Source organism: Devosia sp., assembly GCF_028290625.1.
GTDB lineage: Bacteria > Pseudomonadota > Alphaproteobacteria > Rhizobiales > Devosiaceae > Devosia.
The window spans coordinates 1-16,406 of the sequence record NZ_JAQGJM010000008.1 but is presented as its reverse complement, the minus strand read 5'-3'; the positions used below and the strand labels follow the sequence as shown (position 1 = coordinate 16,406).

Sequence of the window (16,406 nt, the reverse complement as noted above, 5' to 3'; positions counted from 1 at the left end):
TAGTTTGATTTGAGGAGTAGGGAAGATGCATATCCAGTTCTCCGAATTGCCCGTCACCGACCAGGATCGGGCCAAGCAGTTTTATAGTGATGCGCTCGCCTGCAGCGTCGTGGCCGATACCGCCATGAGCAGGGACGGCTGGCGCTGGATCGAGCTCGGCCTGCCGGGCGCAGAGACCAACCTGCATTTCATCCGCCGGACCGATGACAAGCCAGCCGCCGAGCCGGTGCTCGTGCTGGTGGTCGACGACGTTGCCGGCACGGTGGCCAGTCTGCGGCACCGTGGCGTCGATATCGTCACCGAGCCGCACAGCCCCGTCTGGGAGCCCAGCAAAACTGTCGCCGAATTCCGCGACAGCGAGGGCAATCGTCTCGTCCTGTCGAACGCGTGAGCCCCGCCATGACCCTTGCAACCCGACTGCTCTTCGCGACGGCCCTGCTGTCGCTGCCGATCGCCATGCCCGCCATCGCCCAGGATTTTACACAACAAGGAGTGCCTCCCATGACCAAGACCACCCAATCCGGCCTACTGAAGGTGCCCGGTGCCACGCTCTATTACGAAGAGCTCGGCTCAGGCCCGACCTTGCTGGTCATTCCCGGCGGACCGCAGGATGCGGGCGTGTTCGCAGCGCTCGCCGCTGTGCTGGCCGGCCGGTTTCATGTCGTAACCTATGATCCGCGCGGCAATTCCCGCACCACTTTTGACGGTGCGCCGACCCCGCTCGATGTCGATCAGCAGGCCGACGACGCGGCGGCGCTGATCGCTCATGTCGGCGGCCCGGCCTATGTGTTTGGGACCAGCGGCGGGGCGCAAATCGGCCTCAACCTGGCGGCGCGCCACCCCGACCAGGTCGTGGTTCTGGTGGCCCATGAGCCGCCGTCGATGATGCTCATGACCGATCCAGAACCTCTAGTGGCAAATGCGCAGGCATTGCACCAAACCTACAAGGCCCATGGCGTCGATGCGGCGATGGGGCAATTTTTCGCCGAAGCTGGACTCGAAGGCGGCGCGGCGCCGGGGGAAGAAACCTCCGCTTTCGATCCGGCCAACCTGCCACCTGAGGCGGCTGAAACTTTCACGCGGGTGAGCGGCAATTTCGACTACTGGCTGGACCAGGGCATGCTGCCGCTGTCGCTCTACACCCCTGACGTCGCAACGCTCAAAACCGGCTCGTCCAAAATCGTCGTGGCCATCGGTGAGCAATCGGCAGGGCAGCCAATATCCGACATGAGCTTGGCGCTCGCCACTGCCTTGGGCGTGCAACCGGTCAGCCTGCCCGGCGACCATGTGGGGTTTGAAAGCCAGCCCGCTGCATTTGCCCAGCGCCTGGAAGCATCGTTCAAGTAGGCCACCCCGCAGGCCCTTGGGCCTGCCCCAATGCACTGCTCTTGCTCGCAGGAGCGGTGGCGGGATCTGTCGGCCAATTGCCGAAGCATCCGGGGGTCGGCGGGCGCTTCATGTTGCTGGTGGGCGGGTCATCCCATCCAGAATCCAATGAGCATAGGTTAATATGACCGCTATTGCATTCCGCTCGCTGGAAGCAGGCAGGCCGGTTCCGGTCTCAGCGAGCACATTCCACAACCGATATTATGCGAATCCGGGGGCGGAAAACGGGATGGGACCTCAGGGCTCCTGGACCTAACGCGACTTTGCAGTCGGCTAGGCGCCCTTCGATTAGAGGCTACTTATCGCCGCAAAACAGTCTAGGAAGCCAACGCCAAATTTGGAGTCCCGACCGAGCGGACCAAAGTCGCGACTTGTGGTCTTGAGAACAGACCGAATTTGCGATGGCGTCAGATCGGGCCGCAGTTGCTTGACTAGCGCACACGCGCCGGCAATCTGGGGTGCTGCAAAACTAGTGCCTGAGCCAGGCGCCGCATACCCTCCCGGGAGAAGCGACAATACGCTATTCCCTGGTGCGACAAGCTCAACGGCCCGCTCTTCTGGGAGATCATCCGGGCCGTAGGACGAGGATTGCCACCAAGTTTGATCAGCGTTTGTCGCGCCGACCGCGACGATGGCCGGACAACGTCCCGGATTTGTCACCCACGGCTTGGGCCGATTGCCTGAGTTGCCAGAAATTCCAATGACGATACAGCCCGCCTTGGTCAACTCTTCGGCCGCGCGCCCCAATTCCTCCCACGGTGCCTCATGGGGCTCGTCTGCGCCCGCAAAATCCCACTGGCTCAGCGAAACAACGTGAAGTTTCTTCTCGACGGCCCACGCCATGGCCGCGATAAGAGACTCCTCGCTGCCTGTACCGCCTTTGTTGGTGCGCATCGCATAGAGGTCGCAGTCTGGAGCCACCCCAACCATCCCCGTATTTCCGGTTCGGCAACCCACTATGGCGGCGCAAAATGTCCCATGCGGGTCGTCTGTTCCCCACCACTCGGTTGTTTCGGGATGGAACGTTTGCCCTTCGACGATTGGCAAGTCTGCTATGTCGCGGTCGATCTCGCTGTCAATAATCCCAACCCGCACCCCACGCCCGGTCGTCCTCGACCAGCTTTTCTCGGCATTGATAAGAGGAATGTGCCAAGGGGGTGCCCCTGGGACAGCCATAGGAGACGCAAAGTCTCTCGAGATGGGTGACCCTTGCACTTTCCTAGTGCGCCTCACGCCGTAAATCTCGCCACGTTGACGCAAGGCCGCGGCCTCATCCTCTTCTAGAACGAGACTGGCTACAGATATGAAGGGGAACGCGAGGATTACGTCGGACGCGAGACCCTGCGCTTCTGCAGCAAGGTGCTGGACACCGTCTACAATGCCCTGCCTGGGCCTTCCCAAGGTGCTAGCCATGGATGATCGCTCCTTCACGGATCGGTCAAATGTCACCAGATAGCGGTCCAACTTCGCCTCCAACTAGATGGATAGGTATGTCGCGTGCCGTGCCCAACCCGACCATGGCTGGCCAAGTTGCCGCGGCCCGCCGGCGCGTCGTGTGCCGCATGCACAGAGAGGAGGCTAACGGTGCACATGCCGCGTCGTTTCGACAGGTGCGTCGGACGTTGGGCCGGCACTGAAAGGTGTCGCACCCTGACAAGGATTTTTGTCGCCGAATCCAAGCACCGACTCGATCGATGAAGCGAGCTGAAGGGAATAGTCGAGCGACACAAGCTGAGCGCTCGATGGCTCAAGGACACAAGTCTGCTGGTTGACGCGGCCGAAAGGTACGGACCCGTCAAAATTGCGGAACCAGATCAATTTCTCCGCATCCGTATTGCACGAACCGAATGGGAGGATGTCAGCGGCGTTGGCCGGGTGTTGCGCTGTGCCGTGGCAACTGAGGCAGCCGGAGCGGGGATTATCGATGGGACCGTTGATCCTTCCCGCCCAGCCAAGGTGCGTAGCGGCATATGGCGGCGCTTGGTCGGAAAGAATGCTCTCCTCGAGGAGTGTCCCGGCCGCCACCATTGCGGGTGTCACGCCCTCATCGTTGCCCCAGCTTAGGCCGACCGGGCGCATCTTCATCCACGGATCGGCGTCCGGGGCGTTGCGATCGTAGGCCAACGTTCCAAACACCCACCCGGTGGGCGACTCGGGATCAGCCACTGCCACGTCCATCTGCATGAGTCGGACCGGGACTGGTCCGCTGGCCGTGCTGATTGTCCAGGTTGGTGCGCCTAGCAGGGGCGAGGCCGCCGGGTTTTGAAAGTCGTCATCTTTAGCCGCGCTGAACAGGATCTTGAAAGTCATGGCCCCGTCTTCAAAGTGGGCCTGCGTCAGGTCGGGCGTGTTGGAATTCCACACTGCACCGATCGTTTTGGCACCCACCTCGTTGTAGAAGCCGATGGCGTAGTTAGCGACGCGCACGCCCTGCTTGATGCCGAGCTCCGGGCCATTTATCGGCCGCTCTGCGGTGAGCCCGTGAAACGGCTCCCGCGGCGACGGCCCGAAATTCATGAACGGGACGTGGTACCAATTCCGGACGGTGTTCTGCGCGGGGTCAAAACCCGCAGTGATCATGCCTTCGTAGGCGTAATCGCGCAGGGCATAGAGAAAGGCGTTGGTCTCGTCGACTCCCTCGGCATAGTCGAAGGCCTTCCAGGGAAAGGCAGTCTCGCTGACAGAGGTCGGATAGTCTTGCGCGAGCGTAAACCAGCGTTGCTCGGGGTTGTTTGCCAGCAAGGCTGGTGAAACGATGAAGTCTGGGAAAGGGCCCGAGCATTGTGCAACGTGATCCGGAAGGTTGACCGCAGGTTCGCCCTTTTCCGTGACGTCCAAGCATTCAGTACCTGCGGCACAACCCGATGCGGCCCAAGCCACACCCGAAGACTGTACCGACAGGATGGCGATTGACAAAGACAAGACGGCGGCAAGTTCCCTCATAGTGTCCCCCGGGCCTTTAGCTAAAATCCCAACTTCTCGATCTCGTACGTGCCGTCTGCGGTTGCGGTAATAACGATGGTGCCCTCCCACCCGGTGCCGTAGACGGCTCGTTCGACAACCACGTCCTCAAAGGGCTGATCGGCGCCGGACGAGCCCCAGTACACAGGCGCATCGGGCCGAAGGTCGGCAACGACAGATGGCTCCTCCTGAAGAATGGCCAACGTCTCGACGTTGGGATGCCCATGAGCTTTCGCGCTCCGAGAGCCCGTGCCATCGTCTCTCCCCATGGAAATCACGGCTATCTCAGGGGATACGGCTTTCAGCAACGGGTCGGAGGTATCGCCCCGTGCGCCGTGGTGGCTGACGAGAAGAACATCCGCATCGAGCACTCCCGGATTTTCCTCATACTCCCCCAGCAACGCTTCGATGCCTTTGTCCATTAGGTCGCCGAGAAACAGGAACGACGCCTGGCCATAGTCGATGCGAACAAGCACGCTGTGATTGTTGGGGTTATTGAAGGCGTCCTGCGTACCCAAGATCGCTTTGGGCGTAGCGCCCCAGAACGCGCTAATCGTTGCGCACTCAAATGGGTCGACCGCGCTGTTCGTCGCGCCGGATGCTGTCGACTGATCCTCGAACTCGATCTTCGCGTAGGGGATGGACTCGGCCCATTCATGGAACTCTGCCTGCATGCGCAGGCCTCCAAGATCCCCTTCCTGGCCGTTGTCGACGAACCCGTCGATCTGCGACGGGTCAAACAACTCCATGAGTTTCTTGGTGCCAAGGATGTGGTCGTCATGAGCGTGGCTTAGATAGAGGGCATTGATGCGATTGTCGTACTGCGGGTGCTCCTCGAGAAACTTCAGGAGATATTCTGCGAAAAGGCCCGGGCCATCGACGCCGTCCCTGCCGCCCCCGACGTCGATGACCGCCAGGCCGCACGGGAGTTCGACAATTGCTCCGGCACCTTGGCCCACGAACACGAAATGCACCTTCATCGGCGGCATTCCCGCCGCGACTGGGGACGGACCAACGCCGTTGAGTGGCTGTAGTGACGCCGGCTGGGAGCCGTACAGAGCGCGGACGCTGCGAAGCAGTGGAAGGTCAACCGGGATTTGCCTCTGCAGCGGTTCTACAGGTAGCGACAAAAGGTCTCCGCTTGGCTTGAACGCGTCCTGGCTGAAGAGCAACAAGTCAGTAGGGATCGCCAGTCCCGCATTGGGCCTGGCGATGTAGAGAGGGAGGCCGTCCCGCTCAGAGCTACGAGGCATGTATCCCGGCCCGAAAACCTCTTCACCGTTCTCGTCGATGTAGACCCCGGTTGGGTCGAGTGTCGGCTGGGCAACGGCTGGCCCCGCCAGGGAAAGCAGCGCCACGGCCACCCAGAGACAACGCATCGGGTCCTCCGACGTCATCGTGCCAATAATTGGCACCGGCGAAGCAAGGTTAACTGGAGAGATAGTGGAATAAAATAGGGATTTCTCTCAATAGGACAGGTTTGTAGTCGTCAGCAGAGGCAAAACGACACCGCCCATGATCTTGTGGCGCCAAATCAGGAGACCGGGCATGAAAAGCATTCGGCCATGAACCGGCTGCGTTTAGACCTACCTAGCTCGAGCGAAAACATTCATTGACGGCCCGTCTCTGGACGGATGACAATGCAAACTATTGACTCTTATAGTGATCATTGGCCGGGGGGCAGGTTGGCTGGAGTAGAACAACAATGGTCGCGCGGGGATTTCCTCGAGGCTGCCCGGATCAATCATCCTAAGGCTGGTGGCAAGGTGTTCACGGTGGGCCCTTACGGCCACCGTGTCGGTTTTGCCTTCCAGCAGGCCAGAGCTTTCATGCTTGCTGCGGCCTTCGCCGACGAGTTCGACAATATGAATCCAAGTCTTACTCGTGCCAGTGCTCCATTGGCTGTCTTGGGTGGGGGCGTCGCAGGTATAACTATGACGGCCGCATTGCACTCACTCGGTTTCACCAACCTCACCTTGTTTGAGCGCAAGGCCAACGTTTTGATGGATCAGGCATACGCTAGCCACCGCATCGTTCACCCGGCGTACAACACGTGGCCACTGACCCACGAATTCGCTTCAACAACCCGTTTCCCATTCCTCAACTGGTTCGCTGGTCCTTGCGACAAGGTGGTCAAAGCATTGCGCGCGGAGTGGGAATCCGAGTGGCTGGGAAGGCTTCAGACCAACACCGTCCGATCCGGAACGATTGTGAAGAAGGTAGTCCGCGAGACCTCGGGTGATCGCATCGAAGTGCATTACACCCAGCATCCGCGCCACCCTAAAAGGGAGACCTTTGACTACGTCTTCGTGACGCTGGGTTTCGGGAGCGAGAAGGGAGTTGCGTTGTCGGACAACACCTCCGGGCGCTACTGGAACGTCGACACTATTCGCCAGGTAGCCGAGGACCACGAAAAGCCGAGCCTGCTCTGCGTAGGAGATGGGGATGGAGCCCTCATCGATTGCGCACGCATGGCATACCGATGCAACGTTTTCGACTTGGCGACCCGATTGATGGCCAAGCTCAGCTCGGACGGCGACAGGCCGCCCGACCACCGGGACTGGAAGCGTCGCAAGACGGCTAAGGAACAGGAGATCTGCGATGCGGAAAACCGTGCTTCGGATCGCGGGGTTTCCCCCGAAAAGGGAGCCGAGCTGCTCGACGAGTTCTATCGGGGTTTCGTCAAGCGCCTATCACCGGACGAAAGTAAGATCCTTGAAGATTTTCGGATAAAACCTGAGGGTTTCTTTTCAAAGCGGGAGCTCCATCTAGTGGCTCGAGGAAAGTCGCCCTTCAGACCTGGCAATGCGCCAATCAACAAGTTGATTGTTGCTTACCTCCTTGAAAAGAAATCCGTCATCTACCACCGAGGAGACTTCGTAGAAGCTACTAAAACGGCGCCAGCCAAACTGGTAGTTCCGTCGGGTTGTCCACAATTCAACGACTTCGACTACCGTGTCGTTCGCATTGGAGCCGATCCTCCGGCAGAGATGCTTTTCCGCGGCATCAAGAAAACCCACAATACGGCGCTCCACTTGAAAGTCACGGACTATCATCCCGGCGCAATCGCGCCTGACGAGTTCTTAAGAGGTCTGAATCAAGAGGATTTTCAAAAGCAGAAGCCGGGCACCCTGCACCACACTGAAAAGATGAAGCCGATGATTGGTCAGTTCCTCGGCACCTACTGCAAGGACCCAAAGGGAGGCCCAGCGGCCCGTGTTTCTTACGGAAAATATCAAGGCGGCGGTCTTATCGTGGTCGAGCAGCATCAGGATCTGACACGTGCAGCTAACAAGGTGGGAGGTTTCGACTGGCAACTATTCGGCATTCCGATCGTGTCCGAGGACATCAACCGAAAAGCCGAGCGCGAAAATCCTACCTTTGATCCGTCAGTTCAGGGGAATGGCCGATGAGTTTCAAGCTCAACGCCAATATGGTCCTCAGTGCGCCAGGGGCACTTGTGTCGGCACGACTGTCGTTCATCGCCATCGACAACGCTCGGCGCTTGTTCGGGATCTGCCCGAAGTTCGTCGCAAGAGCCATAAAGGGCGCGGGAGCATTCTCCTGTGGCGGGGCCACGTTCAATTCAAACGGGCCTACGCTCGTCGCTCGAGGGCCGTCCTTACAAGCTTCGAGCCTTATCGGGTATTTCGGCCTGGCGCCAAGGCAGGAGATTGACCTGAAAATCCCCCGGCGAACTTCGTCGCCTTTCGACGTACTGGGGACACCTGTTTTCGTCCACGGGGCGCCCCGCAACTCGACGCTGGTCCTAGATCGAATTGGAGTTTCGGTACCAGCGCCGGACGCAGGCGATCTAATAGAAGGCTTCCTCGAACTCCAATCCGAGGATGCATCGATACCTACCAACGGCACTCTGCTCGTCGATGGTGACGGGCGCGGCGTGTGCATTCTGGTAGGGAGGGTGGGGGCTTCGTATCTAGCAGTAGGCCTGGAGGATTGCCTCGTTGCTCTAGGCCTAGGACCGATCGCTCATCCCGAACAGATCATGGATTTCGGCGAGGAGATTGGAGCAGATGATGAGGTGCATCACTCGCTGATCGCTAAAAGCGCCGAGAGCGCCAATGCGGCTCCAAGCGGGCAACTTCTCGACATCCTGAGCGAATTCGAAGTGGGCGCGACCTATGGTTGAACGGGGCTCTTACATTGGTGAGCAATTTCTGGCGCGCGCTGCATTCCTTAGACGGGAAATGCAGGGACGAGAAGCGGCGAACATCTGGTTGAAGGGGAACATCGCATCCGGCCCCCAAAGTGCACCGAAACGCTTAGTCTTCCTGTTCGACACCAACGTCCTCATCTCCTATTGCGCGCCTTGGCTGGCTGGGGCGAGCGGAGAAAGGGGGCGAACGATTTTCCCTGGTCAATGGGCAACGGGCCCGGACAGTGAGAAGGTCAGGGAACGTTTGGGCGATCGGCATACGACGCTGACCTTGAAGGCGCTTGCTGAATTCGCAATGATCAACGCCCCTGACGCAGGTAGGCAATGGCAAGAGCAGGGGCTGGATGAAGAGTTGGCACCCATTCGTCAACCAACCCTAATGTTTGGAGCCCACTACGACGAATCAAAGGACATCTACCGCGGAGTAGCAGCTAAGGCCCAGCAGATCGTTCGCTCCCTCGGGCACGAAGACGTCATAAGGCGAGAGGCCCAACTGGCCACCAACGTCATGGTGCTGCTCCGTTCCGAACATGTCGCTGAAGATGCCCCTCCCTCTGTAAGGGCACTAAACCTCGTTGATTTTTTGATCTCCAGGCAGATGGGTCGACGGCTCAGAGGGGCGGCGAGGGAGTGGGATCGGTACGTCCGACTATCTTTGAGCACGGGCGGGGTGTACCCGGCTTCGCAGGCAAAGGACCTGCTAGGCGACCATGACAACCTGAGCCACGCATTCAGTGTGTTCAATGGTGATCTCAGCGAGGGCGAGCTTGGGTTGCGCGAAGACTTAGTCAGCTATTGGCGTCGGATGGTGGAGCGGCAGAAGGGGCGGCCGAACGATCCCCGTCTCGCGACTGATGCTGAGGCTCTGGCAGACCTGTTCCTCGTCAACAAGCGACTGCAGGAAAAGGGGGACGAGGCCCGAGTGGTTCTCGTTACAGGCGATGAGAATTTGGTGAAGGCAACGTACGGGGGCGTGACGCTTTCTCGCGCATCCATCCGAGAGCCCGATCTGCGCGACTATCTAGTCTCGCAGAGCTCTCCAATGGCTACCGATTTCTCTCTTCGTTACGTTCGGCACCTGTGGGCATACATCGAAGATGCATTGATCGGGCGAGATGCCCTCAAGGATTCCCATGTTGCCGATTTTTTCAATGGGTTGCTCGCCAAAGGCGCCGAGCGGACAAGCTTTTCTGCAGAGTTGACCGAACGGATCGCCTTGTTTCCCAAGGAACATCAGGATCTTATCCCGTCCCTGGAGCGCATTAATGTCGCGCTAAGCGATTGGATAGATCTTTCGACGAGCGGGACTTTCCAATCGGGCCTCAATGACTTCGCTATTAACGACGAGTTTCGCCAGACGATCTTGGACATCGTGTTGAAGTCCGATGCCAAGCTAGAATGGTCAGCTATGCTCCGGTTAATCCAAGAACAGATCGACCAGGAACAGGACAGGCTTACGACCAATCTGTCCGACACGGGCATTGCGCCGCTCGTTAAGGCGGGTCTGCTTGGTGCACGAAATCCGCCGGATCTGAACTTCGCCTCCTTTCCTATCACTCAATCCATCTTCACTAAGCTGGCGCACGGAGCTTACGGTGATGCCAAGGACTTTGAGCGCGACTTCGCTAGCATCAAGGACGACTGCGTCCTACCAGTTGATAGAGGCCAGATAGACGACCGACAGCTCTCCTACTTGAAGTACGTTGTCCTTGGAGCGGCATTTGCGAGCGCAGACAAATGGTCAGTCGCATTGGAACATGCGGCCATGGCCAGAGCGATCCTCGACCGGCGCGAGGCCCCCATTCCGCCCATCCCACACGGAAGAGAAGGCGAAAAATCGACTAAGGTGATCACCGGGCGGGAGGCGCTGTTCCTCTCCGCCACAGCTCAGCGCATCGTGGCGGAGACCGATGCGGATTTGGAAACTGCACGGACTTACTTGGTACGAGCTGAGCGCGCATTGGGCAGCAACCCCGAGACGAACCCGACGGAGCGCTTCGCCCACAAGGTTAGATTCGACGGTGAGCGCCTGGCGCTTGGCCTAGCCCGATATTACCTTGAACGAAGCCTCACCAATTTTCAGTGCGACGATCTGTACGACGCAGCGCTCACTCATGCTCGGGTGGTGGCGAAATTGCCGATGTCGGAACACTGGCAGGGTCCTGCGCGCGATATTGCTCGCGTGTCGATCGCCATAAACCTGGTGCAGATCTCGGCGATCAGTACCTTCCGCACTTTTGAAGGATGGGGTCGACCGGACGACGCCATCGACATAGTGCGCCACGTACCCGAATACTTGCAGGTGGTAAAAAGCTTGGTCCGGCTACCCGAGGGACTGCGTGGGCCTGGGGGGTCGGAAAGCACTGGTACCCTCACGTGCTCGAATTTGATGACTGCTTACTATATTGCGGGGGCTCTAATTGCTCGTTCTAGTGGAGGCGAGGTCAGCAAGCAGGTGAGCACTGAACAGCTTATGGCGTCCTTTCCATCGATGCAGACGTCGGTCGTCACCAAATATGATCCCTGGCGCTACCAGCGGCTGCTGGAATTCTGCAATCGGATTTCTTTGCCACCATACGCAGGAAATGCCGACTGAGACCGCGAACATCTCAAAGCGGTAGAAGGTGCCTTCCAGTTCGCTACTTCTTCTTTGGTTGACCAAGATGAGGAAGATTGAGTTGGCTAGTTGAGCCCCTCAGTTGCACCTGAGGTACCTCGTCAGGAGCTAACCTCGTTTAACGATGGGAAACGGCATGTGCCGTGTATGGACGGCTCTCCGTTGGCAAGGGTTTTTTGAGGCATTTGCGCTCGGTGATGATAGCCAACTCGGCGGCGAAAGCGGACTCGAAGCATGCTAAGCAACTGCCGTGGGTAAATAGTCGGCGGCGCTCACCGGATGACGCATACGCGTGACCGCAAACTCGATAAACGCGCGTAGTTTGGGTAGCGCCTGGCTGCGGCTTGGATGATAGAGCGAGAGGCCGGGCACATCTTCGCCAAAAGCGTCGAGCGCGGTCTCAAGCGCCCCGGTGTCCAGATAAGGCAGCGCGAGCGAACGCGGCAGGCGGAACAATCCAACGCCCCGGAGTGCCGCCCTGATGCACAAATCAACATCGTTGATCACCAGGGGACCGGTGACCGCGATGGTGACGGGCCGTCCCTGAGCGACAAATCGCCAGTGGTCCGCACCGCTCGCGTCAGTCCGATAAAGGATGCAGCGGAAGCTGTGCAGATCTTCGGGGCGCACCGGCCGGCCTTGCGCCTTGAAGACACCTGGTGTCCCCACCACGACAAACCGCTCGGCAGGCGTCAGACGAACGGAGACCATATCCAGTTCGACGAAATCGCCGAGTCGTATGCCCGCGTCATACCCTTCCGCGACGATATCGATCGGACGATCCTCGCCGGTGAGTTCCAGTTGGATTTGCGGGTGGGCGGCCAAAAAATCGGGCAGCAGGCGGTTGATCAGCAACGGCAGTGACGCCCGCGGCGCATTGATGCGCAGCTTTCCCCGCACCTCACCACCTAGGCCACCAGCGGCGTCGATGCCCGCGCTCAACATATCCGCGGCCGGCCGTGCGTGGGCAAGAAGCCGTTCGCCAGCCTCCGTCAGGTTTACGCTTCTGGTCGTCCGAACAAAAAGCGGTGCGCCGATCCGGACCTCAAGGTTCCGAATGGCTTGGCTGACAGCGGAAGGCGTCACCCCGAGCCGCGCGGCCGCGGCCCGAAACCCCCGCAGTTCAGCAACAGCCAGAAACATGACCACGCCGTCCATACGCGTTCGATCTATTGTGAAGTCTGATTGCACAGGCCGTACCGATATAGATCGATTATCAAACAATAATGCTCCCGGTAAAAGGAAATCACAAGGCATCAAACCAAGGAGCAAGATCCATGCGGTCATTCCACATCAACGGTTTTAGCGGACCCGACAACCTGATCGTCAAAGAGAGCGAGATTCCAAAGCCCAGCCGAGGTGAAGTCCTAGTCCGCGTCAGGGCGTCGTCGCTCAATTTCCGCGATCTGATCATCTTTGCCGGCCAATATCAGCCGCCCATTCAGTTTGGCCGCGTGCCGTTGTCGGATGGCGCCGGTGAAATCGAGGCGCTCGGTGAAGGCGTCAAGCGCTTCCGGGTCGGGGACAAGGTCGTCAATTCCTTTCTTCCCAACTGGTTTGGTGGAACGCTGAACGCGCAACACGAGCAGTGGGTCGTCGATCACGATGGCTGGCTGACGGAATACAAAGTGGTCAATGCCGAATTCCTTGTTCCCATGCCATCTCACATGAGCTTCGAGGAAGGCGCTACGCTTTCCTGCGCCGCAGTGACGGCCTGGTCGGCACTTGCGGGTGTTCGCGCCGGCGACGTGGTACTCACTCAGGGCACCGGTGGCGTGTCACTGTTCGCCGTACAGCTGGCAGTTGCGCTTGGCGCCAGGGTGATTTCGACGACCTCCACCCACGAGAAGGCGCAGACGCTTCGCAGGCTCGGCGCGCACGATGTCATCGATTACAATGCGACGCCCGACTGGGGTGACGCGGTCCGCGAGCTCACCAACGGCCGCGGCGTCGATCGCGTTGTCGAGGTGGGCGGCCCCGCGACTCTGCCCCAGTCGATGAAGGCCTCTGCAGTTGGAGGGGAAATCTCCATCGTTGGCATCCTGGCAGGGTATGCAGGTGGGGTCGACTTCATGACCATGTTCATGAGCCGGGTCAGCTTTCGCGCGGTAACAATTGGAAGCCGCCGGGACCTCGAGGACATGTGCCGGGCGATGGAACAGCATGGCATCCGGCCGGTAATCGATAGCGTCTACACCTTCGACGATGCCAAGGCAGCCGTTACGCACTACGGCGCGCGCAATATCGTAGGCAAGGTCGTCATTCAGCACTGATCGCTTGCCGGACTCAATAGAGCGGGCGGGGCATGAGCAATCGCCTTGTCAGCCGCACTTGGTCTCATCGGAGAAGCGCGAATGACCGCCTATGTCATCTATATCCGCGAGCAAACATACGATCAGGGGGAGCTGGATATCTACGTCAATTCTGTAGGACCAGTGCTCGAAAAGTTCCGAATGCGGTTCCTTGCCGCGAATGGCAGACTGGAGGTGTTGGAAGGGCCAACACCTGAGGCCGTGGCGATCGCCGAATTTGCAACAATCGATGCGGCCTTAGCCTGGTATCGCAGCTCAGACTATCAGGCCGTCGCGCAGCACCGCTTCAAGGGCGCGTCCTATCGAGGCTTTGTCGTTGAGGGTCTGTAACGGCGTAAGCGCCATCGTTTCGTTCGCAGGTAGCGTTCGGATCTCGGTCCACTTCGCCTACGAATTGCGTGACGCCAGCGGCGGGTGGTTTCGATCCTACGGCAACGAGAATTGGGAGTTCGAAGCTGGCGGGCCGACGCAGCGGCGCTTCGCCTCGATCAACGACCTGCCGATCACCGAGGCGGATCGCAAATTCCACTGGCCGTTCGGCCACGGTCCGACGATCATCGGGGCCCGAGCGATCTTGCCCTCATGTCGCCCTGTATTGCGGCGTCGATTCCGGCCCGAGGTCAGAGCGGCTTATGGGATCTTGTGTCCCAATGATGGACCGATGCTCTGCGAACAATGCATCCCAGCGAGAAGATCTACACCTTCTGGGACTACTTCAGGAATGCCTTCGGCAGAGATGCCGGCTTGCGCATCGACCATCTGCTGCTATCTCCAGACCTCGCGCTTTGGCTCGACAGTGCCGGCGTCGATCGTGAGGTGCGCTCGTGGGAGAAGTCCAGCGATCACGCACCGACCTGGCTCACCCTAACCGACGTATCTCCTCGTCGAAGACTGAAGACCGGCTCGAGGGCGGCATGATGTGAACGCCATCCGAATTCTGATCACTATACACTGCGTGACGACGATTCTCTGTGCATCGAGACCAACATGCCCACCAATCACGCTCCCGCAATCTTGAAATGGCGAGAGGACGTTGACCGCCTTGAGGGCGGATTGTCGGACTCTCTTCGGTCTTCTACCGTTTCGACCATGCTGTTCGGGTGCAACCAGTGGATACGCACACATGCCAAGTCCGCCTCTCCGGAAGAGGTGGCACGGATCGAGGACATCAGGTCAGAACTCGAGCTCTGGCTGGCTGAACGTGGGCTAACCTTTTCCGGCTAGAGGTGGCCAGCGTTTCTACTCATAGTTGGCCGAACCAGCGTAAGGACGTGGCGCCGGTTTAGAGGGCGACAGCGCAACCAGTGCTGCTTGTCAGGGAGATGGTGGAACAGGGCGCCAACCGGCATCGGGACCACGGCCACTTTTGATAGTGTCGCGCCGTGCTGGTCTGTCAGCCTCCACCTTAGGGACGGACGAAGCGCAGCTTACCGACCGACATGGGGGCGCATTGCTGACGGAAACTGGATCGACTGAGTACTGGCGGGCACTTGGGGCTGAAGTCACAAAGCCCAATGTGCATGCGTCTGCGGTTGTGACCTGGTGATGTAAGCAATTAGTGACCAGTTCCTAGCCTAGCCTGGACCGCCAACTTTTGGGCAGGGCGACACCAAAGCTTTCGAGGCGCGTCCGGGCCGCCTGCACCACGCTGTCGTCAAAACTGTCGGCGAATTCCAGCACGATATATTCGCCAGTAAACTCCGCCATGCCGGCGTCAATCACGGCCAGGAAACCTGGCGTGACGCCCTTGGCCGTCGCCCAATCCGCAAGCGCGACGAGAGGGCCCTTGGTTTCGATCTTCATGCGCACCTTGGTTTCGCGCTGGGCGCGACCAATCTTGAGCTTGCGGGTTTCCTCATAGGCCGTCACCGCCTGCCAGAGCCGCCGCACCATCGGATCCGGATAGCCGTCCCCACCCAATTCGAAGATGCGGCGCAGGCAGAGGCGGGCGAGACCTTCTTCGTTTCTGTCCAGCGCATTCTGCATCAGCACCCGAATGCGCTTCGGATCGCTCATCGTGGATGGATCTGCTGCCATATGTTTTACTTGTTGTCCTCAACGAAAAGGCTCGCCGAAGCGAGCCCTGCAACTTAGCATAAGATACCGATCTTGCTGGATCGATTGGCCCGTCTCGCGGCGGGCCCATGCACCAGATGCCTTATTAGAGTAGCGTAAGGTTGACTGCGGACTCTTTGCCGTCGCGGCCTTTCTCGACGTCGTAGGTTACCTTGTCGTTTTCGTATAGGCCCTGCAGGCCCGACTGCTGAACGGCAGAAACGTGGACGAAGGCATCCTTGCCGCCACCTTCAGGCGAGATGAACCCGAAGCCCTTAGTGGCATTGAAGAATTTAACAGTGCCCGTGATGCTGCCCATTGAAGTAGTCCTTTGAAGCTCGATGCCTAGGCGCGAGCGTTACCCGCCAGCAACATGCTGTCGGCGCGTAGAAACTTTCGCCTTCTGAAGCAATGAGCCAATGACCGGAGATGACCGGCAGGGCAGCCGTCGTAGGCTGAAAACGTGTGATCATGTTTATGCAGGTCAATGGTCTACAAAGCAAGCTCGGGGGCTCCAAACAATGGTCCCTGCTCTTCTTGCTGAATTTGGCAGACAGCAGGGCAAATTGCTGTGATCCGATATCACTGAGACACTTATCAATGCGGAGCAGACCGCCGCCATATCGCGCGTCCAACCGCCTTTGGGTCCAGCAAATGCAGATCGCACGCCCACATTGAGGTCCGCACCATGGCCCCGGAAAGATGGTGTATCGCGGCGGCTGCGGCGCGATCTGAGATCGGGAAGCTGCAGCCCCTTCATATACGATGCTGGCGAGGTCGCACCTGACCTCTGCATCGAGGGAAGGAGCAACGGCGATGGCACATTTCGTGGGACTGGACGTGTCGGTGTTGGAGACGGCGGTGTGCGTCGTCGATGAGGCTGGCAAGGTCGTTTGCG

The 16,406-nt window shown here is 59.1% G+C and carries 13 protein-coding genes and 2 pseudogenes; 9 read left to right on the top strand and 6 right to left on the bottom strand.

Annotated elements, in window-relative coordinates; translation table 11 throughout:
• Positions 1-25: 25 nt before the first annotated feature.
• The gene (locus tag JWR51_RS02240; RefSeq protein WP_299743090.1) at positions 26-391 is read left to right on the top strand and encodes a VOC family protein; all 366 of its coding nucleotides are present in this window, start codon (positions 26-28) and stop codon (positions 389-391) included.
• Positions 392-399: 8 nt separating this feature from the next.
• A complete protein-coding gene (locus tag JWR51_RS02235) occupies positions 400-1,347 on the top strand; it encodes an alpha/beta hydrolase (RefSeq protein ID WP_299743087.1) in 948 nt (315 codons plus the stop codon).
• Positions 1,348-1,674: 327 nt separating this feature from the next.
• Here JWR51_RS02235 and JWR51_RS02230 read toward each other — a convergent pair whose 3' ends face one another.
• From JWR51_RS02230 to JWR51_RS02220, 3 genes are all read right to left on the bottom strand, one after another.
• On the bottom strand, positions 1,675-2,850 hold the full coding sequence (locus JWR51_RS02230; RefSeq protein ID WP_299743084.1) for a S8 family serine peptidase: 1,176 nt from the start codon (positions 2,848-2,850) through the stop codon (positions 1,675-1,677).
• A 114-nt stretch (positions 2,851-2,964) separates the two neighbouring features.
• The gene (locus JWR51_RS02225) at positions 2,965-4,329 is read right to left on the bottom strand and encodes a hypothetical protein (RefSeq protein WP_299743081.1); all 1,365 of its coding nucleotides are present in this window, start codon (positions 4,327-4,329) and stop codon (positions 2,965-2,967) included.
• A gap of 20 nt (positions 4,330-4,349) precedes the next feature.
• Complete coding sequence (locus JWR51_RS02220; RefSeq protein WP_299743078.1) at positions 4,350-5,726, bottom strand: hypothetical protein; 1,377 nt, start codon at positions 5,724-5,726, stop codon at positions 4,350-4,352.
• Positions 5,727-5,987: 261 nt separating this feature from the next.
• Here JWR51_RS02220 and JWR51_RS02215 point away from each other — a divergent pair, with 261 nt between their 5' ends.
• Genes JWR51_RS02215 through JWR51_RS02205 form a run of 3 tightly spaced genes read left to right on the top strand, consistent with a single transcriptional unit; the run spans position 5,988 to position 11,120 of the window.
• Complete coding sequence (locus tag JWR51_RS02215; protein WP_299743076.1) at positions 5,988-7,760, top strand: hypothetical protein; 1,773 nt, start codon at positions 5,988-5,990, stop codon at positions 7,758-7,760.
• Positions 7,757-8,497, top strand: coding sequence for a hypothetical protein (locus JWR51_RS02210; RefSeq protein WP_299743073.1), 741 nt, complete (start codon positions 7,757-7,759; stop codon positions 8,495-8,497). The genes JWR51_RS02215 and JWR51_RS02210 overlap by 4 nt, the downstream gene beginning before the upstream one ends.
• Positions 8,490-11,120, top strand: coding sequence for a hypothetical protein (locus tag JWR51_RS02205; protein WP_299743070.1), 2,631 nt, complete (start codon positions 8,490-8,492; stop codon positions 11,118-11,120). Before JWR51_RS02210 ends, JWR51_RS02205 begins: the two co-directional genes overlap by 8 nt.
• A 258-nt stretch (positions 11,121-11,378) precedes the next feature.
• Here JWR51_RS02205 and JWR51_RS02200 read toward each other — a convergent pair whose 3' ends face one another.
• On the bottom strand, positions 11,379-12,284 hold the full coding sequence (locus JWR51_RS02200; protein ID WP_299743067.1) for a LysR family transcriptional regulator: 906 nt from the start codon (positions 12,282-12,284) through the stop codon (positions 11,379-11,381).
• Between the two features lie 134 nt (positions 12,285-12,418).
• Here JWR51_RS02200 and JWR51_RS02195 point away from each other — a divergent pair, with 134 nt between their 5' ends.
• From JWR51_RS02195 to JWR51_RS02180, 4 genes and pseudogenes are all read left to right on the top strand, one after another.
• Positions 12,419-13,414, top strand: a complete 996-nt coding sequence (locus tag JWR51_RS02195; protein WP_299743064.1) for an NAD(P)-dependent alcohol dehydrogenase — start codon at positions 12,419-12,421, stop codon at positions 13,412-13,414.
• A gap of 81 nt (positions 13,415-13,495) precedes the next feature.
• Entirely contained in the window at positions 13,496-13,783 is a 288-nt protein-coding gene (locus JWR51_RS02190; RefSeq protein ID WP_299743061.1) for a DUF1330 domain-containing protein, read from the top strand.
• Between the two features lie 13 nt (positions 13,784-13,796).
• A pseudogene (locus JWR51_RS02185) lies at positions 13,797-14,035 on the top strand (DUF1348 family protein); the annotation flags it as partial.
• A 57-nt stretch (positions 14,036-14,092) separates the two neighbouring features.
• A pseudogene (locus JWR51_RS02180) lies at positions 14,093-14,371 on the top strand (exodeoxyribonuclease III); the annotation flags it as partial.
• A 651-nt stretch (positions 14,372-15,022) separates the two neighbouring features.
• Here JWR51_RS02180 and JWR51_RS02175 read toward each other — a convergent pair.
• A complete protein-coding gene (locus JWR51_RS02175; protein ID WP_299743060.1) occupies positions 15,023-15,469 on the bottom strand; it encodes a hypothetical protein in 447 nt (148 codons plus the stop codon).
• Between the two features lie 145 nt (positions 15,470-15,614).
• A complete protein-coding gene (locus tag JWR51_RS02170) occupies positions 15,615-15,827 on the bottom strand; it encodes a cold-shock protein (RefSeq protein ID WP_299743057.1) in 213 nt (70 codons plus the stop codon).
• Positions 15,828-16,406 lie beyond the last annotated feature (579 nt).

Coding starts and splice junctions, on each gene's coding strand:
- JWR51_RS02190 (WP_299743061.1), top strand. CDS start 13,496: ATGACCGCCTATGTCATCTATATCCGCGAGCAAACATACGATCAGGGG.
- JWR51_RS02200 (WP_299743067.1), bottom strand. CDS start 12,284: ATGTTTCTGGCTGTTGCTGAACTGCGGGGGTTTCGGGCCGCGGCCGCG.
- JWR51_RS02215 (WP_299743076.1), top strand. CDS start 5,988: ATGCAAACTATTGACTCTTATAGTGATCATTGGCCGGGGGGCAGGTTG.
- JWR51_RS02170 (WP_299743057.1), bottom strand. CDS start 15,827: ATGGGCAGCATCACGGGCACTGTTAAATTCTTCAATGCCACTAAGGGC.
- JWR51_RS02175 (WP_299743060.1), bottom strand. CDS start 15,469: ATGAGCGATCCGAAGCGCATTCGGGTGCTGATGCAGAATGCGCTGGAC.
- JWR51_RS02225 (WP_299743081.1), bottom strand. CDS start 4,329: ATGAGGGAACTTGCCGCCGTCTTGTCTTTGTCAATCGCCATCCTGTCG.
- JWR51_RS02240 (WP_299743090.1), top strand. CDS start 26: ATGCATATCCAGTTCTCCGAATTGCCCGTCACCGACCAGGATCGGGCC.
- JWR51_RS02195 (WP_299743064.1), top strand. CDS start 12,419: ATGCGGTCATTCCACATCAACGGTTTTAGCGGACCCGACAACCTGATC.
- JWR51_RS02235 (WP_299743087.1), top strand. CDS start 400: ATGACCCTTGCAACCCGACTGCTCTTCGCGACGGCCCTGCTGTCGCTG.
- JWR51_RS02210 (WP_299743073.1), top strand. CDS start 7,757: ATGAGTTTCAAGCTCAACGCCAATATGGTCCTCAGTGCGCCAGGGGCA.
- JWR51_RS02220 (WP_299743078.1), bottom strand. CDS start 5,726: ATGCGTTGTCTCTGGGTGGCCGTGGCGCTGCTTTCCCTGGCGGGGCCA.
- JWR51_RS02205 (WP_299743070.1), top strand. CDS start 8,490: ATGGTTGAACGGGGCTCTTACATTGGTGAGCAATTTCTGGCGCGCGCT.